Origin of the sequence: Hymenobacter psoromatis (assembly GCA_001596155.1) — a bacterium.
Classification (GTDB): Bacteria; Bacteroidota; Bacteroidia; order Cytophagales; family Hymenobacteraceae; genus Hymenobacter.
In genome coordinates this window covers 732,807-757,521 of the sequence record CP014771.1, presented here as the reverse complement: position 1 = coordinate 757,521, position 24,715 = coordinate 732,807, and the positions used below count along the sequence as shown (strand labels likewise).

At 61.0% G+C, this 24,715-nt stretch carries 17 protein-coding genes; 11 read left to right on the top strand and 6 right to left on the bottom strand.

Annotation, left to right across the window (positions count from 1 at the left end):
* Positions 1-87: 87 nt before the first annotated feature.
* From A0257_03295 to A0257_03285, 3 genes are all read right to left on the bottom strand, one after another.
* Positions 88-567 (bottom strand): GCN5 family acetyltransferase, encoded by a 480-nt coding sequence (locus A0257_03295; protein ID AMR26212.1) that lies wholly within the window; start codon positions 565-567, stop codon positions 88-90.
* A 35-nt stretch (positions 568-602) separates the two neighbouring features.
* On the bottom strand, positions 603-1,889 hold the full coding sequence (locus A0257_03290; protein AMR26211.1) for a hypothetical protein: 1,287 nt from the start codon (positions 1,887-1,889) through the stop codon (positions 603-605).
* Between the two features lie 2,071 nt (positions 1,890-3,960).
* Positions 3,961-5,406, bottom strand: a complete 1,446-nt coding sequence (locus A0257_03285) for a hypothetical protein (GenBank protein AMR26210.1) — start codon at positions 5,404-5,406, stop codon at positions 3,961-3,963.
* Between the two features lie 351 nt (positions 5,407-5,757).
* Between A0257_03285 and A0257_03280 the strand changes: the two genes are divergently transcribed.
* The 8 genes from A0257_03280 to A0257_03245 all read left to right on the top strand — a co-directional run bounded on the left by A0257_03280 (position 5,758) and on the right by A0257_03245 (position 13,136).
* Positions 5,758-7,335 (top strand): FAD-binding protein, encoded by a 1,578-nt coding sequence (locus tag A0257_03280; GenBank protein ID AMR26209.1) that lies wholly within the window; start codon positions 5,758-5,760, stop codon positions 7,333-7,335.
* A gap of 26 nt (positions 7,336-7,361) precedes the next feature.
* Complete coding sequence (locus tag A0257_03275; GenBank protein AMR26208.1) at positions 7,362-7,769, top strand: CoA-binding protein; 408 nt, start codon at positions 7,362-7,364, stop codon at positions 7,767-7,769.
* Between the two features lie 256 nt (positions 7,770-8,025).
* The gene (locus A0257_03270; GenBank protein AMR26207.1) at positions 8,026-9,462 is read left to right on the top strand and encodes an amidohydrolase; all 1,437 of its coding nucleotides are present in this window, start codon (positions 8,026-8,028) and stop codon (positions 9,460-9,462) included.
* A 377-nt stretch (positions 9,463-9,839) separates the two neighbouring features.
* Positions 9,840-10,187 (top strand): hypothetical protein, encoded by a 348-nt coding sequence (locus tag A0257_03265; GenBank protein ID AMR26206.1) that lies wholly within the window; start codon positions 9,840-9,842, stop codon positions 10,185-10,187.
* Positions 10,188-10,335: 148 nt separating this feature from the next.
* Positions 10,336-10,875: an RNA polymerase subunit sigma-70 gene (locus A0257_03260; GenBank protein AMR26205.1), complete on the top strand. Its 540-nt coding sequence runs from the start codon at positions 10,336-10,338 to the stop codon at positions 10,873-10,875.
* A gap of 12 nt (positions 10,876-10,887) precedes the next feature.
* Positions 10,888-11,658 carry a hypothetical protein gene (locus tag A0257_03255; GenBank protein ID AMR26204.1) on the top strand — a complete coding sequence of 257 codons (771 nt, stop codon included), beginning with the start codon at positions 10,888-10,890 and terminating at the stop codon, positions 11,656-11,658.
* A 2-nt stretch (positions 11,659-11,660) separates the two neighbouring features.
* The gene (locus A0257_03250; protein AMR26203.1) at positions 11,661-11,897 is read left to right on the top strand and encodes a hypothetical protein; all 237 of its coding nucleotides are present in this window, start codon (positions 11,661-11,663) and stop codon (positions 11,895-11,897) included.
* A gap of 102 nt (positions 11,898-11,999) precedes the next feature.
* Positions 12,000-13,136 carry a hypothetical protein gene (locus A0257_03245; protein ID AMR26202.1) on the top strand — a complete coding sequence of 379 codons (1,137 nt, stop codon included), beginning with the start codon at positions 12,000-12,002 and terminating at the stop codon, positions 13,134-13,136.
* Between the two features lie 139 nt (positions 13,137-13,275).
* On the opposite strand, the gene A0257_03240 is transcribed toward A0257_03245, so the two are convergent.
* Positions 13,276-14,031: an RNA methyltransferase gene (locus A0257_03240; GenBank protein ID AMR26201.1), complete on the bottom strand. Its 756-nt coding sequence runs from the start codon at positions 14,029-14,031 to the stop codon at positions 13,276-13,278.
* Between the two features lie 89 nt (positions 14,032-14,120).
* Here A0257_03240 and A0257_03235 point away from each other — a divergent pair, with 89 nt between their 5' ends.
* Positions 14,121-16,883: a hypothetical protein gene (locus A0257_03235; protein ID AMR26200.1), complete on the top strand. Its 2,763-nt coding sequence runs from the start codon at positions 14,121-14,123 to the stop codon at positions 16,881-16,883.
* A 255-nt stretch (positions 16,884-17,138) separates the two neighbouring features.
* Here the strand turns inward: A0257_03235 and A0257_03230 are convergent, their stop codons facing one another.
* Complete coding sequence (locus tag A0257_03230; GenBank protein ID AMR26199.1) at positions 17,139-19,310, bottom strand: tungsten formylmethanofuran dehydrogenase; 2,172 nt, start codon at positions 19,308-19,310, stop codon at positions 17,139-17,141.
* Positions 19,311-19,535: 225 nt separating this feature from the next.
* On the opposite strand from A0257_03230, the gene A0257_03225 reads away from it, so the two are divergent.
* Both A0257_03225 and A0257_03220 read left to right on the top strand, forming a co-directional pair.
* Entirely contained in the window at positions 19,536-20,432 is an 897-nt protein-coding gene (locus A0257_03225) for a coproporphyrinogen III oxidase (GenBank protein ID AMR26198.1), read from the top strand.
* Positions 20,433-21,122, top strand: a complete 690-nt coding sequence (locus tag A0257_03220) for a hypothetical protein (GenBank protein ID AMR26197.1) — start codon at positions 20,433-20,435, stop codon at positions 21,120-21,122. It abuts the gene before it with no gap.
* A gap of 361 nt (positions 21,123-21,483) precedes the next feature.
* Here the strand turns inward: A0257_03220 and A0257_03215 are convergent, their stop codons facing one another.
* Positions 21,484-24,669, bottom strand: a complete 3,186-nt coding sequence (locus A0257_03215; protein ID AMR26196.1) for a hypothetical protein — start codon at positions 24,667-24,669, stop codon at positions 21,484-21,486.
* Positions 24,670-24,715 lie beyond the last annotated feature (46 nt).

Genomic DNA, 24,715 nt, shown 5'->3' with positions numbered 1-24,715 from the left:
CTTCTTTCAGTCGGCTTTAGCCGAAACCGCCGAATTCCATTCGCTTTCAAACCTATGGACTTACAGTCCATAGTCGTTTAGTATTTATTAAGTCAATTTATAAATAAACTCCGTTATTTCTGCCTGCCGGGCATTGGCAAAGCCCTTGTCCGTACCAATTTTTACAAAGCCACACTTTTCCAATACCTTCTGCGACCCTACATTATCAAAGGCAACGCGCCCAAAAACCGGCCTAGTTTTTTCCATAATCAGAAAGCTTTTGAGGGCAGTTGTCGCAATTCCCCGGTTCCAAAAACTTCTGTCCAGCCAATAGGTAATTTCAGCGTCTCCTTCCATTTCGAATTTGGCAATGCTCCCCACGATAATTTCACCGACCAGAATAGTTTGCATAGTTATGGTCGGGTCTCGTAAAAACCGCGTGAATTTTTCGACGTAAGCCTCCTGGTTGAGAGGGCCTTTTGGGGTGAAGGCAGCTAAATAATTTGCTTCCTTATCCAGCTGGAATTGAAAGAAACTAGTCAGGTCGGCTTTTTCGGTTCGCCTGAGTTTTAGTTGGCTGTTCTGCATTGCATTGGATAAGAATTAAAGCAAGAGATTCTGGCTCACATATTTCCGCGCGCCTTGGTTTCGCCCATGCGCCAGTACACGAGCAGCGAGATAAACGCGCAGCCCGACACGTACCAGTAGAACCATTCGGCTACCCCCTGCTCTTTGGCCAGGAGCGCCAGGTATTCGGCCGTGCCGCCAAAAATGGCCGCCGTGAGCGCAAACGGCAGCCCTACCCCCAGCGCCCGGATGTGGGTCGGAAACAGCTCGGCCTTCACGATGGCCGAAATGCTGGTGTAACCGCTCACCACGAACAGCGCCGCCACCAGCAGCCCAAACGCGCCCCACTCGCTGCTGGTGTGGGCCAAGGCGCGCAGCAGCGGCACCGTGCCCAGCGTGGCCCCAATGCCGAAAAACAGCAGCACCGGCCGCCGCCCCACCACGTCGGACACGGCCCCCAGCAGCGGCTGAAACAGCAGCGCCACGGCCATTGCGCCAAACGAAATCAGCGTAGCCTGCTCCTTGGTGAAGCCGCTGGTATTCACCAGAAATTTCTGGGCGTAGGTGGTGAAGGTGTAGAAAGCCAGCGTGCCGCCCAGCGTGAGGCCCACTACCGTGAGCGTTTCGCGGGGGTAGGCGCGCAGTTGCTGAATGGCCGAGAGCCGGGCCGGCCGGCCGCTGCTGGCTTCGGCAGCTTTCTCGTGCTCAAAGGCGGCCGTTTCGCTCATGTGGGTGCGCAGAAACAAGGCCCCCAGCGCCGCCCCGGCCCCAATGACGAACGGGATGCGCCAGCCCCAGGCCGTGAGCTCGGCCGGGGTCATCAGCTGCTGCAACGTGAGCTGCACCACTAGCGCCAGCAGCTGCCCGCCCATGAGCGTAAGGTACTGAAAGCTTGACCAGAAGCCCCGGTGCCCCTCGCCCGCCATCTCGCTCAGGTACGTGGCCGAGGTGCCGTACTCGCCGCCCACGCTGATGCCTTGCAGCAGCCGCGCCAGCAGCAGCAAAGCCGGCGCGCCCAACCCAATAGTGGCGTAGCCCGGCGCGCCGGCAATGAGCAGTGAGCCGCCTGCCATTAGGCGCACCGAGAGCAGCAGCGCCGCCCGCCGCCCGCGCTTATCGGCGTAAATCCCTAAAAACCAAGCACCAATGGGCCGCATCAAAAAGCCCACCGCGAAGATGGCGGCCGTGTTCAGCAGCTGCGCCGTGGGGCTGGCCTTGGGGAAGAAAACGGGGGCGAAGTAGAGCGCAAAGGCGGAATAAGCGTACCAGTCATACCACTCCACGAGGTTGCCAATGGAGCCGGAAATAATGGATTTTAGCGGAGAAGCAGGAGCAGCGGGCATGTGCCAAAAGTAGCTGACGGGTGGCCGCCGAACCGGGCGCGAGGGCGGCGCAGCGTAACTCGCGCCTACCCCTCCCGTGGAGGCCAAGCCTCCCCTGCCGCCTTGGCGGCACTTGAAGCGGGGCCGCCAACTCAAAAACCAGCAGCCGTTGCTTGCCGCGTTGCGGCAGATGAGGCTGTGCCTCATCTGCTCCATTGGCACGAGTTACGCTGCCGCTAAACTCGCGCTGGCTCTGCGAATCGGTTGCTTTAGTAATTGCTTAAGCTTGCCACATCAGGCCTCACTAGCGCAAAACCCACTGTTAGCGGCAGTCTTTCTATTCGCCCGAAGTGCTATCGATTGGTGTGTTGTTCTGTCAGTCATTATTCAGCTTATAACTCAACACAGTTTTGCCACCAGCATAAAGTTTTGATTCTATAGGAGAAAATTTCTGCATTCTGCCAAGTGATTTAAAAATAGTCATACCATTACCGATTGCTGTCGGATTTATAATAAGATGATATTCGTCGATAAGATTTTCTTTTATTAAGGATGAAACAAAATCTGCACCGCCAAAAACGAGAATATCTTTGCCGTTTTGTCGTTTTAAGCTGACAATTTCTTCTACGAGATTTCCTTTTGCCAACGTGGTGTTATCCCAAGGTGATTTGTCAAGTGTCTTAGTAAAAACAATTTTTGGAATAGCCACTATTTTTTTCGCAAACGGAGCGTTAGGATTGTTATTAGCTGCGGCCTCCCAATGCTTTACAAAGCCATCCGCCATTTTTCTGCCAACTAAACGACTATGGACTGTAAGTCCATAGGTTTGAAAGCGAATGGAATTCGGCGGTTTCGGCTAAAGCCGACTGAAAGAAGCCACTGAAAGTGGGTCGCTTTAGAATAAAATTCTGCTGGCTAAACGCTGGCGTCGGTCATTGAGCAAATAGCAATAACTAACTGACAATCAAAAATTAAACAGCCTTGCCTGAACAAGACCGGCAAAAGTGAGTAGCAACTAAAGTCTTGCCCTAAAGGACATAGCTTTAACTAGCGTACTTGAAAAGTAAAAGAGTGTCTGACGAATCAATAAGAGAATTCATAAACTCTAAGAGTTTGTCATCTGGATTCCAGGTCATGAAGTCCAGCTCGCCATTTGGCCCTGCCACGTAGCCGTCTAAGGACACTTGCATTTGCAATTTTAATTTCCTCATTATCGTTTGATTTTAATTGTCAGCAGTTGATTTTGGCGTGATAAGTACCCGTTAATAAATAATTTAGTAGGACTTACGTAAAGAGTTGTTTTTTCAGCCCCAGCGGGGCTAGCTGTTAACCATTTTGCGTAAGTCCTATTTAGGTTAAAACAGACGGTCATGCTCATCTGGCGTCCGCTTATCGAATCATCTCTACTGCGTAACTAACACTAAGCGTTGAGATTACTCTCGTGGTAGAGATGCTTCGACAAGCGGACGCCAGATGAGAATGACGTGCTTTATAGCAAACTAATTAGCAACGGGGCCGCATCAAAAAGCCCACCGCGAAGATAGCGGCCGTGTTCAGCAGCTGCGCCGTGGGGCTGGCTTTGGGGAAAAATACCGGCGCGAAATACAGTGCAAACGTGGAATAAGCGTACCAGTCGTATCACTCCACGAGGTTGCCAATGGAGCCGGAAATGATGGAGCGCAGGGGGGAGGCGGGCATGCGCCAAAAGTAGCGGGGGTTTGGGCGTAATCCTGCGGCAGTTTCTTCCCAAAAGAAAGTCCACCGCAAAGATTAGCTGCTTGGTTGAACTCCTCAACGAAGCGGCCAGGATGCTTCCTTCGTCAGCCTGACGTTCTGGTAGGCGTTTCTCTGCCGAACCTGGCGCAAGCTTAGCGCAACGTAACTCGTGCCGACCCTTCGCCGGGCGCAGTTAGCACCCCACTTTTGCAGGCAGGCCAAGCCGGGTAAAAGCATCGGTCTGCAAAAGTGGAGGGTAGTAATTCAGCCCAAAACACTACCCCCTTTTTGCAGGCGGGTCAAACCGGATGAATACAGTACCCCGAAACTTTTGCTTTTTCTTATTCTACGCACAGGCGCTGAGTGGGCAGCGGCCCTAGTGCTGTGCCCTGGGCATCGAGGGCACCGAGGCGCAGTAGATATACCCCGGTGGGCAGGCCGTCTGTGGGCACCTCGGCCCGCGTTGCGCCGCTGGCAGCAGGAGCGCCAGATGCCGCACGGGTTGGCCCAGAGCGTTGTATAGGGTAGCTTCGAGCAGGTGCGTGTTAAGGGGCAGGCCGGCGGCGCTGAGGGTGGCGCGGGTGCGGGCGGGATTGGGGTAGAGGCTGGCGCTGGTGCCGGGCAGCGCGGCACGGGTGGCCAGCATGGTGGCACTGAGCAGCACACCAACCGTGTTGCTGCCCGAGTTGGCCGTGAATATATCGGGCTTGCCATCGCCATTCACATCGGCCACCGCAATGCCATGCGGGTAGCTGGCCGGCCCTGCACTGTAAGCAAGGGCAGCCCCAAAGCTGCCTGTGCCCGTGCCCAGCAGTACCCCGGCCGTAGGGTTGCCCCCGCTAGCCATGAGCACGTCGAGCTTGCCATCACCGTTCACGTCAGCCACCGCAATGCTGTAGGGCTGGGTATTTGCGCCCGTACTGTAGGTAGTTACCGCCCCGAAACTACCCGTACCCGTGCCCAATAGTACCCCCACCGTATCGCTGGCATGATTGGCCGTGAGTAGGTCCGGCCGGCCATCGCCGTTCACATCGGCCACCACGATGCTGAATGGCCCGCTATTTGGGCCAGCGTCATAAGCGGCTACTGCGCCAAAACTACCCGTGCCAGTACCCAATAATACCCCCACTGCATTAAGCAAGGTGTTGGCGGTGAGCAGGTCAAGCTGGCCATCCCCATTCACATCAGCCACCGCGATACTAAGCGGATAACTGAGCGCCCCGGTACTGTAAGTAGTCACCGCGCCAAAGCTCCCGGCTCCCGTGCTCAACAGCACCCCCACCGTGCTACTGTAAAGATTGGCCGTAAGCAGGTCGGGCTGGCCGTCACCGTTCACATCGGCCGCCACAATACTGTTAGGCGAGCTGTTTGCCCCGGTACTATAGGTAATCCGGTTTCCGAAGCTACCCGTACCCGTGCCCAGCAGCACCGCCACCGTATTAGTCTCCGAATTGGCCGTAAGCACATCAGGTTTGCCATCGCCATTCACATCGGCCACCGCCACACTGCAGGGGAAGCTACCCGCCCCCGTACTGTAAACGGCCATGCTGCTGAAGCTGCCCGTGCCCGTGCCGAGCTGCACGCACACGGTGCTGCTATAATAGTTGGCCGTGAGAAAGTCCGGCTTGCCATCGCCATTTACATCGGCCACCACAATACTGCTAGGCGCGCTGTTTGTGCCGGCATCATAGTTCACTACCGGCGCAAACGCGGGCGCTTGGCTAAAAGCGGCTGGCCCCAGGCTCAGCCCGGCCGCCAGCAGAGCGGCCCGCTGCCGCCAAGCCCGCGCGGTAATAGGTGCGTGGGGTTGTTTTGTCAGCATAGCAGGTAGTTAGAGCAAAAGCCAGGGTGCCTCCAGCTTCAAATATAACCGCCCGCCGCGCCAGCAGGCCAGCCACGCAGCTAGACTAAACGCATGTATATTCATCGCGAAGAGCAACGGGAATCGATGCTTGAGATTATGCCATGAAAGGGACGCTTTCTAAGGCTAAGCGGAATGTTATTGCCTAAATAATAAATATTAATTAAGCTAGTGATACCGCCAATCATGCTACCGTTAGCATGATACTCACAAGTATAAGCTACAACTGCCCAACGCCACTCAAAACCCACCCATCCCGCCCCCCATCGTAATTTTGCCGGGCTTAACGGCTAACTCCCGTTCGCCTGCCTTATGAAACAAGAACTAGACCTGGCCCTACCCCCCGAGGTGGCCTACGACGAGCTGGCCCGCTACGCGGCCATTCTGGCCGCCGCCGGCCTGCGTCCCGGCGAAGCCGACTTCGTGCACATCCGCAAGCGCTCGCTCGATGCGCGGGGCCACCGGCCGCTCATTCGGCTGCGGGCCGACGTGTATGACCGCGCCACGCCTGCCCCGGCCCGCGAGCTGCTGGGGCCGTGGTTTGAGTACCCTGATGTGCGCCAGGCGCGGCGGCGGGTGCTGATTGTGGGCGCGGGGCCGGCGGGGCTGTTTGCGGCGCTGCGCTGCATCGAGCTGGGCATCAAACCGATTGTGCTGGAGCGCGGCAAGGACGTGCGCACCCGCCGCCGCGACCTGGCCGCCCTTACTAAGGAGCACGTGGTGAACCCCGACTCCAACTACTGCTTTGGCGAGGGCGGCGCGGGCACCTACTCCGATGGCAAGCTCTACACCCGCGCCACCAAGCGCGGCGACGTGGGCCGCATCCTGCGGCGGCTGGTGCAGCACGGCGCTACCCCCGATATTCTGGTTGATGCCCACCCCCACATCGGCACCAACAAGCTGCCCGCCGTGGTGCAGAGCCTGCGCGATGCCATTATCGAGGCCGGCGGCGAGGTGCGGTTTGAGACGCGGGTCGAAGATTTTATTCTGGATAACAACCACTTGCGCGGCGTGGTTACGCACACCGGCGAGGCCCTGGAGGCCGAGGCCACCGTGCTGGCCACCGGCCACTCGGCACGTGACATCTACGAGCTGCTCCATAAGAGGGGGGTAGGGATTGAGGCCAAGCCCTTCGCGCTGGGCGTGCGCGTCGAGCACCCGCAGGCGCTCATCGACGCGGCGCAGTATGGCCGGCCCGAGCGCGGCCTGCTGCCCGCCGCCAGCTACGCGCTGGTGGAGCAAACCAAGGTGCGCGACGCCCAGCGCGGCGTGTTTTCGTTTTGCATGTGCCCCGGCGGCTTCATTGTGCCGGCGGCCACCGCGCCCGGCGAGGTGGTGGTAAACGGCATGAGCCCCAGCCGCCGCGACTCGCGCTTCGCCAACTCGGGCATCGTGGCCGCCGTGGAGCTGGCCGACTTGGACGTGGCCCGCTACGGCGCGCTCGCCGGCCTGCATTTTCAGCAGGAAATAGAGCAGGCGGCCTGCCGGCTGGCGGGCGGCACGCAGGCGGCCCCGGCCCAGCTTCTGGGCGATTTTCTCCAAAAGAAATCGTCCTCTACCCTCCTCGAAACCAGCTATCAGCCCGGCCTGGTGAGCGTGGAGATGGACGCCGTGCTCGGCCCCGCCCTCAGCGAGCGGCTGCGGCAGGGCTTCCGCGCCTTCGGCCGCAAAATCCCCGATTTTGCCACCAACGCTGCCCAAATCGTGGGTGTGGAAAGCCGCACCTCTTCCCCGGTGCGCATCCCGCGCGACAGCGATACCCTGCGCCACCCGGTAGTGGCGGGCCTGTTTCCGTGCGGCGAGGGCGCGGGCTACGCGGGCGGCATCGTGAGCGCGGCGATGGACGGCGAGCGCGTGGCGGAAGCGTTGGCCGTGTCCGTGGGGCGCTAAACTTCATTTAGCTTAAAATCGTTGTCATGCTTCAACAAGCTCAGCATGACGTTCTTTTAAACTCATTCCTCATGAAAACCCTCGTTCTAGGAGCCACCGACAACCCCGACCGCTACGCTTACAAAGCCGTGCATTCGCTCAAAAACCACGGCCACGAAGTAGTGCCCGTGGGCATCCGCAAAGGCCGGGTGGCCGGCCAGGCCATCCACACCGACCGGCCCCAGGAAGCGGATATTGACACCGTGACGCTCTACGTAGGCCCGCAAAACCAGCCCAACTGGTACGAGTATATCCTGAGCCTCAAGCCGCGCCGCATCATCTTCAACCCCGGTACCGAAAACCCCGAGCTGGAGCAAAAGGCCCAGGCCCAAGGCATTATGACCGAGGAAGCCTGCACGCTAGTGATGCTGAGCGTGGGGCAGTATGAGAAGTAGGCGGTGAAAACCGTGGTGCTACCCGGCCACCGGCTAACCACCCGCGACGAACTGCACGGCTGGCCTTGCAGGAAATGGCCGATTTAGGCCGTTGCTTTTTCTTTCAGGCCCCTTAAAACCAGAGCGCTACCTAGCCGGTAGCGCTTTTTTTGTGGTCCGCGTGCTGCCCGCTATCTGGTGCAACCCTACCTTGCGCCAGCTTGACTTTCGCCTGGCCTCTGGGCGAGGCAACGTCTTTTTAATCAGACCTAACCACATGAAAAAAACCTACTTACTCGGGCTGCTCGGCGCTGGGCTGCTGGCGTTTCGGCCGGCCCCTACCCCCCCGGCGGCGCTCAAGGCTGAGGCCATCCAGGATTTGCAGGCACACTACGCCGACTACCGGCAGCTGGCCCAGCGCATCTGGGGCTTTGCCGAGGTGGGCTATAAGGAAACCCAAAGCTCGGCGCTGCTGCAAAAAACGCTGCGCGACCACGGCTTCGCGGTGCAGGCGGGGGTAGCGGGCATCCCGACGGCCTTCGTGGCTACCTACGGCAGCGGCCAGCCGGTCATTGGCATCCTGGCCGAGTTTGATGCGCTGCCCGGCCTGGCCCAGCAGGCGGTGGCCGAAAAGACGCCCATCGCGGGCCAGAACGCGGGCCACGGCTGCGGCCACAACCTCTTTGGCACGGCCAGCGTGGCCACCGGCCTGGAGCTGCAAAAACTGCTGAAGGCCGGCAAGCTGCGCGGCACCGTGAAGGTGTTCGGCTGCCCGGCCGAGGAGGGGGGTAGCGGCAAGGTGTACATGGTGCGCGAGGGCCTGTTCAACGGCGTGGACGCGGTGATTCACTGGCACCCCAGCAGCGAGAACGCGACGATGGCCGGCAGGTACATCGCCAATTCGTCGGCTAAGTTCCGGTTTCACGGCATTGCCGCGCACGCGGCGGCGGCCCCCGAGCGCGGGCGCAGCGCCCTCGACGGCGTGGAGGCGATGGATAACATGGTGAACATGATGCGCGAGCACGTGCCCCAGGAAACCCGCATTCACTACGTTATCACCAACGGCGGCAAGGCACCCAACGTGGTGCCGGACTTCGCGGAGGTGTACTACTACGTGCGCCACCCCAACCGGGCCGATGTGCAGGCCATTTTCGAGCGCGTGGTGAAGGCCGCCGAAGGGGCCGCGCTGGGCACCGGCACCACCATGGACTACGAAATCGTAGGCGGCACCCACGACCTGCTCATCAACGAAACCCTGGCCCACGCGCTGCAAACGAATTTAGAACAGGTAGGCGGCGTGACCTACACGCCCGAAGAAATGGCTTTTGGCCAGCAGATTCAGCAGTCGCTGGGCGCGCCCGCGCCGCCCGTGGCGCAGGCCGCCGTGGTGGAGCCCTACCTGGCGCGCGACCTGGGCGGCAGCAGCGACGTGGGCGATGTGAGCTACGTGGTGCCCACCGTGGGCTTGCAAGCCGCCACCTGGATACCCGGCACGCCCGCCCACAGCTGGCAGGCCGTGGCGTGCAGCGGCAAGGAAATTGGCAGCAAGGGTATGATGGTGGCCGCCAAAACCATGACTCTCACCGCCATCGACCTCTTTACTACCCCCGAGCTGCTGACCCAGGCCAAGGCCGAGCTGAAGCAGAAGGTAGGCAGCTACGTGTACAAACCCCTGCTCGGCGACCGTAAGCCGGCCTTGAACTACCGGGATTGACACTTGCTTGAAAATGAGTAGCAACGCGAACTTAGTAGCTGATGTTACGCAAAGCTTATCGCCCTCCACGTTCACCTCACCCCCTAGCCCCCTCTCCTGCGGAGAGGGGGAACTAGCTCTAGCTTAGTTTTATATTGCAAATCAATTAGTTAAATTAGAGCTAGAACTAAAAGCTAGTCCCCCCTCTCCGCAGGAGAGGGGGCTAGGAGGTGAGGTGAACGCGGAGGGCGATAAGCTTTGCGTAACATCACTTAGTAGCTCGCGCTGCTACCCTACCTCCTTCTCTGCCCCCAAAACCCTGGACTACTGCAACACGAGCACGACTACGCGGCTGCGCCAAGCCTGACCTGGAGCCGGGACCCCGGCACGATGTAAAAGTGCGGGTAGAGTTGAAAATACCCTTTTCGGCCGACTATAACTGGAGTTACCAGGTCAACGACGAGTACAAGGGCAACCAGCAGCCGCTGGCCTACGACAGCGGCCGGGGCGGCTACTATTACGCGAGCTTCGAGCATAACGAAACCAATATGGCGGCCGGGCACATCCTCACCACGACGGGCGCGCTATCGCCGGCCAGCACCCGCTCGGGCGCGCTACCCTCAACGGTTTACATCACCATGAAAATAGTGGTGGACGTCGATGTAAAAGCCGATACCACTATCAATTCCCTGATGCCCATGAATAGCAGCGGCGGGCGCGAAGCCAGGCTGCGCGTGAAGTTGTAGCCTCCCGCCCGCCCAGCCCCTGGCCCTGCCCACCCGGCAGGGCCTTTTTTGGAAAAAAACTTTTGCCGCCCCAGGCAACCCCTACCCCCCGCGCCGCATCTAACGCCCCAAACATTCTTTCGCCGCTGCCCTACTTCTCCTCTTTATTGTGACTGAGCCCGACCTCATCGCCGCCTGCCTGCGGGGCGAGCCCCGCGCCCAGCGCCAGCTCTACAACCAGTTTGCGGGGCTGATGCTGACGGTGTGCCGCCGCTACCTCAAGCGCCCCGAAGACGCTGAAGAAGCGCTGCTGCTGGGTTTCGCCAAGGTGTTTCAGGCGCTGCCCACGTTTCGGCAGGAGGGCTCGTTTGAGGGCTGGGTGCGGCGCATTATGGTGAACCAGGCGCTTATGGAGCTGCGCCGCCGCGAGCCGCTGCACCTCTCATTTGAGGACTTTGCGCAGCCCGAAAACCTGGCCACCACCCCCGCCACCGCCGATACCCAGCTGCAGGCCGACGAGCTGCTGGCCCTGCTGCAAACCCTACCCCCCGGCTACCGGGCCGTCTTCAACCTCTATGCCTTGGAAGGCTACTCGCACCTCGAAATCGCGGAGGCGCTGGGCATTTCGGAGGGTACCAGCAAGTCGCAGCTTAGCAAGGCGCGGGCCATGCTCCAGCGCCGGCTAGCGCCGCAAACCACGTCTTTTTAGCCTGTATATTTTATGCCTTCTGATAATATTGACGACTTTTTTCGGCAGCAGCTGGGCCAGCACGCCTCACCGCCAAGCGCCGACTTGCAGCGCCGCCTGGCCGAGCTGGCCGAGGCCGAGCGCCTGGACAGCCTGTTTCGCACGGGGCTGGGGAGCCATGCTTCCCAGCCCCGCCGCGAGCTGTGGGAGCGCCTCGAAGACGAGCACCTGCACCCGCGGTCGCGCCGCCGGCGGGGGGTAGTAGCCTGGTGGCAGCTCTCGGCCGCGGCCATGCTGCTGCTGGCGCTGCTGGCCGGCGGCCTGTGGCGCGGCGGCTACCTGGGCCAGCGCCCCGGCCTTACCGTGAGTAAGCCGGCGGCGCGGCCGGCGGTCGGGCATTCGGCCGCGGCTGGCAGCGCAGCTACGGCAACAGCTTCAAATCAATTAATTGACAACAACCTCCCTACTAATACGATAGGTCAGTCAGAAAAGAAAAACCAGGAAAATATGACCGGCCAGGCAACGGCCTCGGCGCTTTCCCCATCTAGTAACCCGATAGCCACTACTACCCGGCCGCGCCGCCCCACCACGGTGCCCCAGGCAGCTAGCGGCTCTCACTTACAATCCCGGCAGCCGGACGCGGCCGCCGGCCAGTTGGCTACCACCGGGCGGCGGAACGGCCCGGCGGGCCAGCCTCACCTGCCTACCCCCGCGTGGCCCCGGAAACGCCGGCCGCGTCTGAAACACCCACGCAAGTTGCGGTTGCCGCAGTGCCAGCTGCCCCGGCCGGCATTATTGAGGTAGATGTGCGGCGCGGCCCCGAAACCAGTCGCCCAGCGGTAGCGGCAGTAGTGGCCGCCGCGCCCAGCCCGGCGTCCGACCAGCCCCGGCGGCGGCTCCGCCTCGGCGGGCTGCTGCGCCAGGCCGACCACCTGGTACACGGCGAGCCCGTGAGCCTGGCCGAGGCCACCGGCCTGCCTGAAAGCCTGACCGTGCAGGCCCGCCTCGGCGGCCGCACTATCAGCCGGACCATTCAATTATAGCGCGCCAGCCAGCGCACTTATTTACTTTTTTTCTGCTCCTTTTTGGGTCGGACTTTCTTTTCACAGCCTTTATTCAACGTCTTTCTCAACGTCTTTTCACTCATGAAATCTATCCTTTTTTCTGCTGCTTTTGGGGCGCTGCTGGTGGCCTCCACTTTCACTTCGCGGGCTGGTAATCTGGCCCCTACCCCCACCGATACCATTGTGGTGCGCCTGCCCAACAAGGCGGTGATGACGCTGGTGGTGCGCGATGCCCAGCAGCTGCGCCAGTTGCCGCAGTACCACCTCGACTCGCTGGTGGCGCGGCTGGGCGGCTACATTCAGCGAGCCGACGCGGCGGCCAAAGTAGCTGATACCGAGCGCCTGACCACCGTCTTTCACCCCAACCAGGACCAGCCCGGCCAGAGCCTGCCCCAGGAAATCCGCATCACGACCCACAAGGCGGGCGGTACGGGCCGTGGCTCCAGCAACCGGGTGGAAGTGCTGCTGGATAAGGAGAAAACTGCCGATTCGGGCAGCAAGCGGTCCCGGAAGGTAAATATTACCATCGGCGGCGGCAGCCAGGCCGAGCGCGACTCGATGCGGGAGGCGCGCAACGACCGCAAGTCGTCTTCGACGGACTTTATATTTGACCTGGGGCTTAATGCGCTCGTTAACAATCATATCGACCGCGTGACGCCGGCCGGGCAGGCACCTACCTCGCCGCTCGACCTGCGCACGGGCGGCTCGCGCTACGTCAATCTCGGCTTCAATTTCAAGCAGCGGCTGGGCGCACGGCGCAGCCCGCTCTACCTGATGGTCGGCCCCGAGTTTGCGTTTAACAACTACATGCTCGAAGGCAATCAAAAGTGGGTGAGCCAGAATGGTTTGACCAGCGTGGTGCCCGAAACCAGCAGCCGGCAGTACCAGAAAACCAAGCTGGCGACCTCTACCCTCACCGTGCCGCTGATGCTGCAACTCAACACGCACGGCAACAGCCACTTTCACCTGGGCGCGGGTGGCTTCGTGGGCTACCGCCTGGCCAGCTGGACCAAGCTCAAATATTATGAAGAAGGCACGAGCTACAAGGACAAGGACTACGGCTCGTATAACCTCAACGACTGGCAGTGTGGCCTGCAAGGCATCATCGGCTTTAAGTCACTGACTTTCTTTGCCAAGTATAATCTCAATCCCCTCTTCCGCGACGGCCAGGGCATCCAGGCCCAAACGCTGAGCTTCGGCCTGCGCCTGCTCCAGTAGCGCGAAGTTTTGCCGTAGCGCGAAGTTTCCACTTCGTGCGCGAGCGATAGCGAGCAGGCGGCACCACGCGGTGCGAACGACCCTGCTCGCTGACGCTCGCGCACGAAGTGGAAACTTCGCGCTACGGCAAAACTTCGCGCTACTCGTTGCGGAAAAAGTTATCCAGCAGAATGGCGGCTGACACGGCCACGTTTAGACTTTCGGCCCTACCCCCCCGCCCGTGCGGGATGTGCAGGCGGCTGGTGAGCCGCGCGGCCACGGCCGGGCTGAGGCCGTGGCTCTCGCTGCCCATCATCAGCACGCCGGCCGGGCGCAGGTGCAGCTTGTGCACGTTATCACCTTCTAGGTCAGCACCAAAGACCCCTACCCCCTCGGGTAAAGCTTGCAGCCAGGCGGGCAGGTCCACGTCGGCCCACACGGGCACCCGGCCGAAGGCACCCATGCTGGCGGCTACGGCTTTGGGGTTGAAGGGGTCGGCGCAATTCTTGGACAGGACCAGGCCGGGCAGGCCGTACCAGTCGGCCAGGCGCCAGAGGGTGCCGAGGTTGCCGGGGTCGGCCACGTTGTCGAGGGCCAGCACGAGGCGGGTGGCGGGCAGCTGGGGGGGTAGGGCCGGCACGGGCGGGCGGCGTACTACGGCCAGCGCGGCGGCGTTAGTCTGGAGGGTGCCGAGCTGGGTCAGCTCGTCTTCGGTGGCCAGGTGCAACGGGCAGGCGGGGGCGGCGGGCAGGTGCTCGGCGAAGGCGGGGGTAGCGAGCAAGTGCTCCACTTCGAGGCCCGAGGCGAGCAGTTCTAGCACGCTTTTGGCACCTTCGACCAGAAAGGCGGCGTGCCGCTGCCGATATTTGCGCTGATGCAGCGACCGAACGTATTTGGCGAGAGCTTTTGAAACCATTAGAAAGACAAAGTAACGACCGGGCGCGCCTCGGTCTGAATCGCCTGGGGGCCTGGCTGCTGCTGGGCCTGGCTGCCCTGCTGCTGGCCGTGGGCTGCTCGCCGCTGCGGCTGCTGGGGCCCAAGCAGCGCCTGCTCACCAAAATAGCGGTGGAAAGCGAGGGCCTGAGCACCGCCCAGCAGGAACGCATGCTGACGCTGGTGCAGCAAAAGCCCAACCGCACCATTCCCATTCCCAAGCTGGCCATCTACCAGTTCGGGCATTCGTTTTACGACTCGACGCGCATCGAGCGCAAGATTTCGGGCATCAAGCGCAAGTATGCCGGCGAGCTGGCCAGCGCCCAGGGCGACTCGGCGCGCACCGGCAAGCTGCTGGCCCGCCGCGACCGCCGCCTGGCCCGCAAGCGCACGGCCCTTGAAAAAGGCAACTCCCTTATGCGCCTGGGCGAGCCGCCCGTTATCTACGACCCTACCCTGAGCCAGCGCACCGTGGACCAGCTCACCACCTACCTGCGTTCGCAGGGCTATTTCCGGGCGCACGTGCGCTACACCGACTCGGCCCGCTCCAAGCCCAGCTTCGTTGCCAGCGCCCTGCGCGCGGTGGGCCTGCGCAAGCCCGTGCGCCCCGTGCCGCTGCGCGACTCGGCCGGCGAGCGGCTGCACCGGCTGGTAACCGTGACGTACGAAGTAAAAGAAGGCCACGAGTTTACGCTGAGCCGCCTCACGCGCAGCATCCCCGATTCGGGCGTGGCCCAAGTGGTGCGCCGGGCGCAGGCCGCTACCCTGCTGCACGTGGGCGCTGCCTACAACGAGGACATTATTGGCCAGGAGCGCCAGCGCCTCGAAACGCTGCTCAAGAACTCGGGCTACTACGATTTTCGGGCCCAATATATTACCCTGGAGGCGGATACGAGCTTCGAGAAAAACCAGGTGCGGCTGCGCCTGCAAATAGCCAGCCCGCCCGGTGGCCACCGCGCCTACCGGCTGCGCGACGTGTTGGTAATCAGCGACGTGAGCCAGGCGCGGGCGCTGCGGCTGGCCTCGGGCGACACGACCCGGCGCGGTCGGCGCGGGCTGCGCCAGGCGGCGGCCGCCGACACCACTGCCCTACCCGGCCAAACGACTACCGGCACCGGCCGCATCTCCACGGCGGCCATGCCGGCGGGCGTGACGCCGGCCGCCGTGGCCGATACCCTCGCGGCCCGGCAGCTGCGGCGCACGGGCCGCGCCCTGATGCCGCGCGACACGCTGCGCCAGGACTCGGTGCTGTTTCTGAGCCGGGGCCCGGCGGTCATCAGCCCCAGCATTCTGGCCCGGCAAATAGCCGTGCGCCCCAACCAGCTCTACAACCTTACCCGCACCCAGCGCACCCAGCGCCAGCTGTCGAGCCTGGATATGTATCGGTTTAATACCCTGAGCTACCGCAAGGTGGCTGACCCGGCCGGCGGCGAGGCACCGGCCGCCGACAGCAGCCGGCAGCTTACGCCCACCGCGCCCCCGCGCAGCCCTACCCCCTCCGCGCCGGGCTACCTCGACGCCATTATCACGACGTCGCCCAGCCCGCGCTTTTCCGAGACGGCCGAGTTTGGCGGCACCTACGTGGCTACCAAAGTGGGGCCGTTTGGCAACCTGCGCCTGAAGTGGCGCAACCCGTTTGGCGGGGCCGAAGTGCTGGAGCTGAGCGCCCGCGCCGGCCTGGAAGGCCAGCTGGCCCGCATCGGCGACAACAACACGACCGACGCCGTGTACACGGTGCAGTATGGGGCCACGGCGGCGCTGGTGGTGCCCCAGTTTCTGGTGCCGTTTCACCTCGGTAATTTTCTGGTGAATGACCAGCCGCGCACCCGGTTTGCGCTCTCCACCACCTACACTTCTTCGCCTTACTACACCCGCAGCAACACCGAGTTTACGTTCGATTACCTGTGGCAAACCTCTACCTACCAGCAGTATATCTTCACGCCCGTTGACCTGGGCATTGTCAGCACGCCCTACACCAGCGAGTTTTACCAGAAGCGCCTCGACAGCCTGCGCATTTTTCAGGGCAGCCCGCTCTACCGCTCGTTTCGGCCCATCTACGAGCCGAGCTTCAGCTTCACCTCACTATATAATTCCAATGACCTCAACCAGACGCGCAACGCCCGCTTTCTGCGGCTGTTTGTCGAGCTGGGAGGTCTCACGCGGGGCGCGTACCGCAACACCGACTGGTTCATGAAGACCAATCTTTCGGTGTACAACTTTGCCAAAATATCGGTCGATTACCGGCGCTACTACAAGCTTTCGCCCCAAACCTACCTGGCCTGGCGCCTCAACGGCGGCTTGGCTCACGCCCTCACCACTACCCCCGACACCACCGGCGAACACGGCCACGGCACCGTGGACCGCTATATTTTGCCCTACGATAAATACTTTTTCGTGGGCGGCTCCAACAGCGTGCGGGCCTGGAGCCCGCGCCGCCTCGGCACCGGCTCCTACGCCACGCGCCTGCCCAACGGCACCCGCGACTACTACACCGAGCAGCCGGGCGAGGTGCTGCTCGAAGGCTCGGTGGAATACCGATTCCCGGTATATTCTTTTATTAAAGGCGCGCTATTTACGGACTTTGGCAACGTCTGGACCTTGCAGCCCGATACCAACCGGCCGGGCGCTGAGTTTCTGGTTGACCGCTTCTACAAGCAGTTTGCGGTGGCCTCGGGCTTTGGCATTCGCATGGATTTTACCTTCCTCATCCTGCGCTTCGACATTGCCACTAAGGTCTATGACCCCACCAACGAGCAGCCGTGGCGCATCGACAATGCCCTGCGCCAAACCACCAACCAAACGGTTATCAACGTGGGCCTGGGTTATCCGTTTTAAGGGCGGTAGGGCTAAAAAGAACGTCATGCTCATCTGGCGTCCGCTTGTCGAAGCATCTCGCTCGCGTAAGTAACTGCTGTTACGCACTCCCTTGTTCGAGATGGAAACGGGGAGTAGCGCGAACTTTGTAGTTCGCGCTACTCCCCGCTACGTAACAGCAGTAAGTAATTCTAACGTTTGGAGTTAGTTACGCGAGCGAGATGCTTCGACAAGCGGACGCCAGATGAGCATGACATTATTTTGTAACCTCTATTTCTAATAAGCCAGCAGCTCACCCAGCACTACCCCTACTTTTTCGGCGCTGGGCAGCATCTGCTTTTCCAGCTCCACGTTGAGCGGAATGGCGGGCAGGTTGGCGGCGCCCAGGGTGCGCACGGGCGCATCGAGCTCCAGGAAGCAGTGAGTTTGAATGCGGCCGGCCAGGCTTTCGGCGAACGAGTTGAGCAGGGGTTCTTCGGTGAGCACCAGGATTTTACCGTGGCGGCGCACGGCGGCCCGCACGCCGTCCCAGTCGAGCGGGTTGAGGGTGCGCAGGTCGAGTACTTCCACGCGGCCGGGGTAGGCGCGGCTAGCGGTGCGGGCCCAATGCACGCCCATGCCGTAGGTGATGACCACGCAGGTGCTACCCCGGCGCAGGGCCTCGGCGTCGGCGGCCTGGGCTACGGCGGATAGGCCCAGCGGAATGACGTAGCCGGCGGCCGGCTCCACGGTTTTGGCGTCTTCGGTGCCGGGCACTTTGCTCCAGTACAAGCCTTTGTGCTCCAGCATAATGACCGGGTTGGGGTCCAGAAACGCGGCGCGCATCAGCCCCTTCATATCAGCCGCGTTGCTGGGATACACCACCTTGATGCCCCGGATGGTGAGCAGCGTGCTTTCGATGGAGCCCGAGTGGTAGGGCCCGCCCCCGCCGTAGGCCCCCACCGGCACCCGAATGAGTGCCGGCACCGGAAACTTGCCCATGCTCAGGTAGCACGATTTGGACAGTTCCTCGACCAGCTGGTTGAGCGCCGGCCAGATGTAGTCGGCAAACTGAATCTCGACGATGGGCCGCGCGCCCACGGCCGCCATGCCCGCCGTACTGCCCACAATATACGCCTCCTGAATGGGCGTGTTGAACACGCGCCGGTCGCCATACTTTTTGGCCAGCAGCGCGGCTTCGCGGAATACGCCGCCCAGTTCGCCGCCCACGTCCTGGCCATAGAACAAGGCTTCGGGAAACTCGCGTAGAATGTCGTCCACGGCGTGCAGGGCGGCGTCCACCATCAGCACTTTTTCGGCCCCGGCGGGGGTACGCTCGCCGGCTTCTTCGGTCACGGCGGGCGGCGCAAACTCGTGGTCGGCGAAGGTGGCGGGGTCGGGGTCGGGCGCGGCGAGGGCGGCGGCCCAGTCGGCGGCCACGGTGGCGCGGGCCTGCTCCACCAGGGCGGCCAGGTCGGCTTCGCTGGCGCCGGTGTGGCGCAGGCGGCGGTGCAGGCGCGGCAGCGGGTCGTTGAGCTGATGTTCGGGGAGATTGTCGCCGCGGTACCACTCGCGGCGCACGCCGCTGGTGTGGTGGCCCAGCAGCGGGCACTTGGCGTGCACCAGCGCCGGCCCGCGCCGCTGGCGCACGTGCGCAAATGCCTCGTGCAGACCGATGTACGACGACACCACGTCGGCCCCATCGACCCGCACCCGGTGCAGGCCGGGAAAGCCGGCGGCAAACTCGTAGGCATCCATCGCCCGCATTTCCTTGCCCGTGGCCGAGATGCCCCAGTCGTTGTCCTGCACCAGGTACACGATAGGCAGCTGGTGCAGCACGGCCATTTGCAGGGCCTCGCTCACCTCGCCTTCGGTCATGGCCCCGTCGCCGATAGAGCAGAGCACCAGGGGGTTGGAGTTAAGAGTTGAGAGTTGAGAGTTAAGAGCTGTGACATTGGCTCCGCTTGGCGCTTGCTGTTCTTTTAACTTTTCACTCTTAACTCTTAACTTCATTAACTCCAAATACTTAATAGCCTGCGCCATGCCGGTGGCCGGGATGGCCTGCATGCCCGTGGCTGAGCTTTGGTGCGGAATAACGGGCATGCCCGGCCGCCGCAGGCTGGGATGGCTGTAGTAAGTGCGGCCGCCGCTGAAGGGGTCGTCGCGCTTGGCCAGTAGCTGGAGCATCAGCTCGTAGGGGCGCAGGCCCAGGCCCAGCAGCAGGGCGTCGTCGCGGTAGTAGGGGGTAGCGTAGTCGTGCTCGGTGAGCAGAAAAGCGGCCGCCAGCTGCACGGCCTCGTGGCCGCGGGCAGTGGCGTGCACGTAGCGGGCGGCCACGGTTTTCTGGGCTTCGTAGAGGGCCGCCATTTCGGCGGCCGTGTGCATGAGCAGGTAGGCGCGGGCGAGCAGGTTGGTTTCGGGAACGGCCGGAGTAGCCGCGTTGGGGGCGGCGGGGGCATCAGCGGGCATGGGCAGGGTAGGGAGAGCCAGTGGGAATGGTAAAATTACGCCGTAGCCCGACCTTTGCGGGGAATCTTGGTAGTGCAGGAGCATTTGTCAGTGCGCGCGCAACGAAGTGGAGCGCGGCAATCCTTCCTTCACTACCCGGATTTTTATCCTCTACAAGCAGGAAAGATTGCCGCGCTCCACTTTGTTGCGCGCGCACTGACAAGCATTTTTCAGTTCCTACTCTCTATGTCCCGCCACGATATTGCCGCCTGGCTCCAGGATTTTCAAACCCGCCTCTGCGCCCAGCTCGAAGCCGCTGACGGCGGCACCGCCCGCTTTGGGCAAGACGACTGGCAGCGGCCCGGTGGCGGCGGCGGCCACTCGCGGGTGCTCGAAGGCGGCGCTATCCTCGAAAAAGGGGGGGTAGGGTTTTCGGAAGTGGAGGGCGAGCTGAGCCCCGCCGCCGCCCGGCAGCTGCACCTGCCCGACCCGCACTTTTTCGCCACCGGCGTGAGCGTGGTGCTGCATCCGCGCAGCCCCCGCGTGCCCATTATCCACATGAACGTGCGCTATTTTGAGGCCGGCAACGGCGAGGCGTGGTTCGGCGGCGGCATCGATTTGACGCCCATTTACGTGGACGAGGCCCAGGCCCGGCGCTTTCACGAGCGCCTGAAGGCCGCCTGCGATAAACACAACCCGACCTACTACCCCCGCTTCACGCGCTGGGCCGACGACTACTTCTACCTGCCCCACCGCCACGAAACCAGGGGGGTAGGCGGCATTTTCTTTGACCGCCTCACCGTGGGTCAGGACGGCTCGGTAGAAGAATTATTCGCCTTCGTGCGCGACGTGGCCGAGGTTTTCGGCCCCTTCTTCACCGAACTGATGCGCGAAAATCACGCCCTGCCTTTCGCCGAGCGCGAGGAAGCTTGGCAGCTGCTGCGCCGCAACCGCTACGCCGAATTCAACCTGGCCTTCGACCGCGGCACCCGCTTCGGCCTCGAAACCGGCGGCCGCACCGAGAGCATCCTCATGAGCCTACCCCCCCGCTGCGGCTGGAGCTATAACCCCGCCCCGCCCGAGCCCGGCACCCCCGAGGCCACTACCCTAGCCTGGCTCCGCAAGGGCGTGGAGTGGGCGTAGTTGAATTATGAATTAGAAATTATGAATTATGAATTGGTAATGGGCGGGTGGTATTATCAGGCGCTGGCTGGCCTGCTTTCGTCGGGTGGGCTACTGCTCCGAACGCCATTCATAATTCATACTTCACAATTCATAATTAATGCTGACCACCGCGTGCTGCTGGCCATCAACCACGCCCGCACGCCGGCGCTGGATGCGGTGATGACGTTCGCCTCCCAGATTAAGGTGTGGTTTCCGTTTTACGCGGTGCTGCTGGGCTGGCTTATTTACCACTTTCGGCGCCGCGCCGGGCGTCTGCTCTTGCTGCTAGCTGCCACCGTGGCCCTGGCCGACAGCATCACGAGCCGCATATTCAAGCCCTGGGCGGCGCGCCCCCGCCCCTGCCACGCTGCCGACCTGGCCGCGCAGCTTTACCTGCCCGACGGCTGCGGCGGGCAATATGGCTTCATGTCGTCGCACGCCGCCAACGCGATGGGGCTGGCCGTTTTCCTGCTGCTGACGCTACCAGCCGGCCGGTTTCGCGCCCTCAAAATCGGCGTGTTTCTGTGGGCGCTGCTGATTTCATACAGCCGAGTATATTTGGCCGCGCACTACCCCCTCGACGTGCTGGGCGGCTGGCTGCTGGGCGCGGCGCTGGGCGCGGGCGCGGCGTGGGCCTTTCGGCGCTGGGATGGGGTACGGACTGGTTAGGTAAGTCAGGATGCGTGAATTTAACTGGATTGATAATCATTTTCTCCTGGGTCAGCGTTAAATTCTCCTTTTAATCCCTTAACAAAAAGGAAGTTGTCGGACACTTACCGGAATAAGGGCGATTTTTGGCTCATCTAAGTGGACTGCCTAGACCTGCCATAAGAAGTGACCTAACGGGTACCCAACCTGCTGACTGGCCGTCCTCAGTGGCGCTTAGCCAAGGCGGCTACTGAAGGCAGGTCTAGAAAGGTGTGCCTTGCTGATGCCCCCCCCCTGCGCCTAACAACGAGCCTGGGAATATTTTTCAGAACGAAGGAAAATAAGGCCTTAACTGTCTCGATTTACTCGATTACTTCACCTGCTATCCAGTGGCCTGCGCCTGGGCAAGGCTACGTGAAAGTGAGCGGAGCTTTTCCTCCAGTTCCTGGGCGGCCAGGGCGCAGACAGTTTCTATCTTCGAAAACAAGGACAACAAGCCGGTCATAGTCTCCCGGCTGGTGCCTTCGCCCACGGAAATCAGGCTCACTGCCAAGACCTGAATGGCTTTGGTAATGTCCTCAAATGCCGGGTCTATGCCCATCGTGGCAAAGGTGGGAATGAGGGAATGCGTGGCGCGCTTTAGGGCAAGCCAGTCCTTTTCGGCAATGGCCTTTTTCATAGTTTGCACCAGCTGCGGAATTTCCTGCAGGTAGAGGCCAATCATTTCGGCCATGCGGGCGTCGCTTTTGGTTATCCGTTTCAGATAGTCGAAGTTGACGCAGGTCTGGGGCGGGGCTGGCAGGTGGCCGGCGGCCGGTGCCACCGCGGTTTGGTCGAAATCGGACTGCTTCAGGTACTTGATGATTTTGCTGTAGAGCAGCTTGTCATCAATTGGTTTCGAGATGTAGTCGTTCATCCCCACGGTCTTGCATTTCTCCACGTCCACCGTCGTCACGTCGGCCGTGAGGGCAATAATGGGCACGGTTAAGTGCAGCTCGTTACGGATGTATTCGGTGGCCTCGAACCCATTCATAACCGGCATTTGCAGGTCCATGAGCACGATGTCGTAGCGGGTGGTGCGCAGCTTTTCGAGAGCTATTTTGCCGTTGCCAGCCACCTCCATCTCAAAGCCGAAGTCTTCCAGCAGCGTCTTCATCAAGAGCTGGTTCAGGGCAATATCTTCTACTACCAGGATTCTGACATCCTGAAACCCGGTTTCCAGCTCAATGGTCAGGCCTGACTCGGTGTCGGCCTTCTCGGTAGTTTTACCAAAGCTCAAGATGAAGCTGAAGGTCGAGCCCCCGCCCACCTTACTTTTTACGTGGATGGTGCCGCCCTGGGGTTCCACCAGGTTTTTGACAATGGCCAGTCCCAGCCCCGTGCCGCCGTACAGGCGACTCGTGCCGCTCGTAGCCTGCTGAAAATCGTCGAATACGGTACCCAGCTTTTCTTGCTCAATGCCGATGCCGGTATCGGTCACGGCAAACTCCAGGATGACTTTCTCCTGGTCCTGCACCAGCATCCGCACGCCCACGGTGATGGTGCCTTCGCTGGTAAACTTGACGGCATTGCTCACCAGGTTAAGAATAATTTGGTGCAGCCGCACCGGGTCGCCCACCAGCACTTCCGGAATTTTGGCGTCGTAGTCCATCACCAGCGTCAGGTTCTTCTCCTGAATCTTAGTCTCGAACAGATGCACCATCGCCGCTACCGACGCCGAGAGCTTGAACGGGATTTGCTCAAAGGTCATCTTGCCCGCGTCCACCTTGGCCAAGTCCAGAATGTCATTGATGAGCACAATGAGCGTGTCGCCACTGAGTTTGATAGCCGTTAGGTATTCCCGCTGCTTGTCGGTGAGCTCGGTCTTCAGCACCACCTTCGTGAAGCCGATGATGGCGTTCATGGGCGTGCGAATCTCGTGACTCATATTGCTGAGGAACTGCTGCTTGGCTTTCACCGCATTTTCGGCGATGCCGGTGGCGCTTTCGGCTTTGGCCTGGGCTTCTTCGGCCCGCACGGTGGCGCGCTCGGCCGCAAATTTGGCCTCAATCAGCTCGGTGGCAATGCGCTTTTGGTCCGTCACGTCGCGGGCCACAATCACTACGCCCAGCACCTTGCCCTCGTCGTTCTTATACACCGACCCGTTGAAGAGCACATCCGTCAGCTTGCCGTCTTTATGACGCAGGGTGAGGGGCGAATCGGCCACCGTGCCCTTGGCAAACACTTCTTGGTACACCTCGCGCGCCATCTGCGGGTCGGTGAAATAGGCGAAGAAATCGGACCCAATCAGCTGCGCACGCTCCATGCCGGTGATGTTGACCGTGGCCAGGTTCATGTCCGTTATTTTCCCCTCCGGGCTGATGGTAACGAGCGGGTCGCGACTGGCCTCAATCAGACTTCGGGCGTAGTTGGCCACGCGCAGCTCGGCGGCCCGCTTCACCTTTTCGTCGTTTTGAAACGCCAGCTCCTTGTTGGCAATGACCAGTTCGGCGGCCCGCTTCTCCTTCTCATCGTTCTGAAAAGCCAGCTCAATGTTGGCAATACTCAATTCCTGCGCCCGCTTTTCCTTTTCGTCATTCTGAAACGCCAGTTCCGCGTTCGCCACGATTAATTCCTGGGCCCGCTTTTCCTTTTCGTCGTTCTGAAACGCCAGCTCTTTGTTGGCAATGCTGAGCTCCGCCGCGCGCTTTTCTTTCTCATCGTTTTGAAACGCCAATTCAGTGTTGGCAATGCCTAGTTCCTGGGCGCGCTTCTCTTTCTCGTCGTTCTGAAAAGCCAGTTCGGTATTCGCAATGAGGAGCTCCTGAGCCCGCTTTTCCTTCTCATCGTTTTGAAACGCCAGCTCCTTGTTAGCAATGCCTAGCTCGGCGGCGCGCTTCTCCTTCTCGTCGTTTTGAAAGGCTAGTTCTTCATTGGCAATGCCAAGTTCGGCCGCTCGTTTTTCTTTCTCGTTGTGTTGGAAGGCCAGTTCTTCATTGGCGATACTCAGCTCCGCGGCGCGCTTTTCTTTCTCGTCGTTTTGAAAAGCCAACTCCGTATTGGCCACACTCAACTCCTGGGCCCGCTTTTCTTTCTCGTCGTTCTGGTAGGCCAACTCCTCGTTGGCAATGCTGAGTTCGTCAGCCCGCTTTTCCTTTTCGTTGTGCTGAAACGCCAACTCTTTATTGGCAATACCTAGCTCGGTAGCCCAGTTTTTCCCGGCCACTTCCCGGGCTACTATTACGGCACCCAGCACGGCACCCTGGTTGTCTTTATTCACGGAGCCGTCAAACAAGACCTCGGTCAGCCTGCCAGTGGTGTACCGAAGCGTAAACGGCACGTTGCGGACCGCCCCATTGGCCAGCACTTCCTGATAGGCCTCCCCCACCAATTCCGGCTCGGTAAAAAAGGCAAAGAAGTTGGCCCCTATCAAGGTATCACGTTCTACGCCCGTCAGGGTTACCGCTGCCTCATTGGTATCGAGGATGTTACCCGCTACATCAAGAGTAACCACTAAATCTTGGCTTGCTTCAAGCAAGCGTCGGTATTTTTTTTCGCTTTCCTTCATCGTGGATAGTTCGCCGGCCATGAAGGCAAGCGCCTAATTCTTTATAGTTGTGGCATGAGCATACCAG

Bases quoted from the DNA above. Each gene is read 5' to 3' on its own strand.
- A0257_03295 (AMR26212.1), bottom strand. From the start codon at position 567: ATGCAGAACAGCCAACTAAAACTCAGGCGAACCGAAAAAGCCGACCTG.
- A0257_03290 (AMR26211.1), bottom strand. From the start codon at position 1,889: ATGCCCGCTGCTCCTGCTTCTCCGCTAAAATCCATTATTTCCGGCTCC.
- A0257_03285 (AMR26210.1), bottom strand. From the start codon at position 5,406: ATGCTGACAAAACAACCCCACGCACCTATTACCGCGCGGGCTTGGCGG.
- A0257_03280 (AMR26209.1), top strand. From the start codon at position 5,758: ATGAAACAAGAACTAGACCTGGCCCTACCCCCCGAGGTGGCCTACGAC.
- A0257_03275 (AMR26208.1), top strand. From the start codon at position 7,362: ATGCTTCAACAAGCTCAGCATGACGTTCTTTTAAACTCATTCCTCATG.
- A0257_03270 (AMR26207.1), top strand. From the start codon at position 8,026: ATGAAAAAAACCTACTTACTCGGGCTGCTCGGCGCTGGGCTGCTGGCG.
- A0257_03255 (AMR26204.1), top strand. From the start codon at position 10,888: ATGCCTTCTGATAATATTGACGACTTTTTTCGGCAGCAGCTGGGCCAG.
- A0257_03245 (AMR26202.1), top strand. From the start codon at position 12,000: ATGAAATCTATCCTTTTTTCTGCTGCTTTTGGGGCGCTGCTGGTGGCC.
- A0257_03240 (AMR26201.1), bottom strand. From the start codon at position 14,031: ATGGTTTCAAAAGCTCTCGCCAAATACGTTCGGTCGCTGCATCAGCGC.
- A0257_03230 (AMR26199.1), bottom strand. From the start codon at position 19,310: ATGCCCGCTGATGCCCCCGCCGCCCCCAACGCGGCTACTCCGGCCGTT.
- A0257_03225 (AMR26198.1), top strand. From the start codon at position 19,536: ATGTCCCGCCACGATATTGCCGCCTGGCTCCAGGATTTTCAAACCCGC.
- A0257_03215 (AMR26196.1), bottom strand. From the start codon at position 24,669: ATGGCCGGCGAACTATCCACGATGAAGGAAAGCGAAAAAAAATACCGA.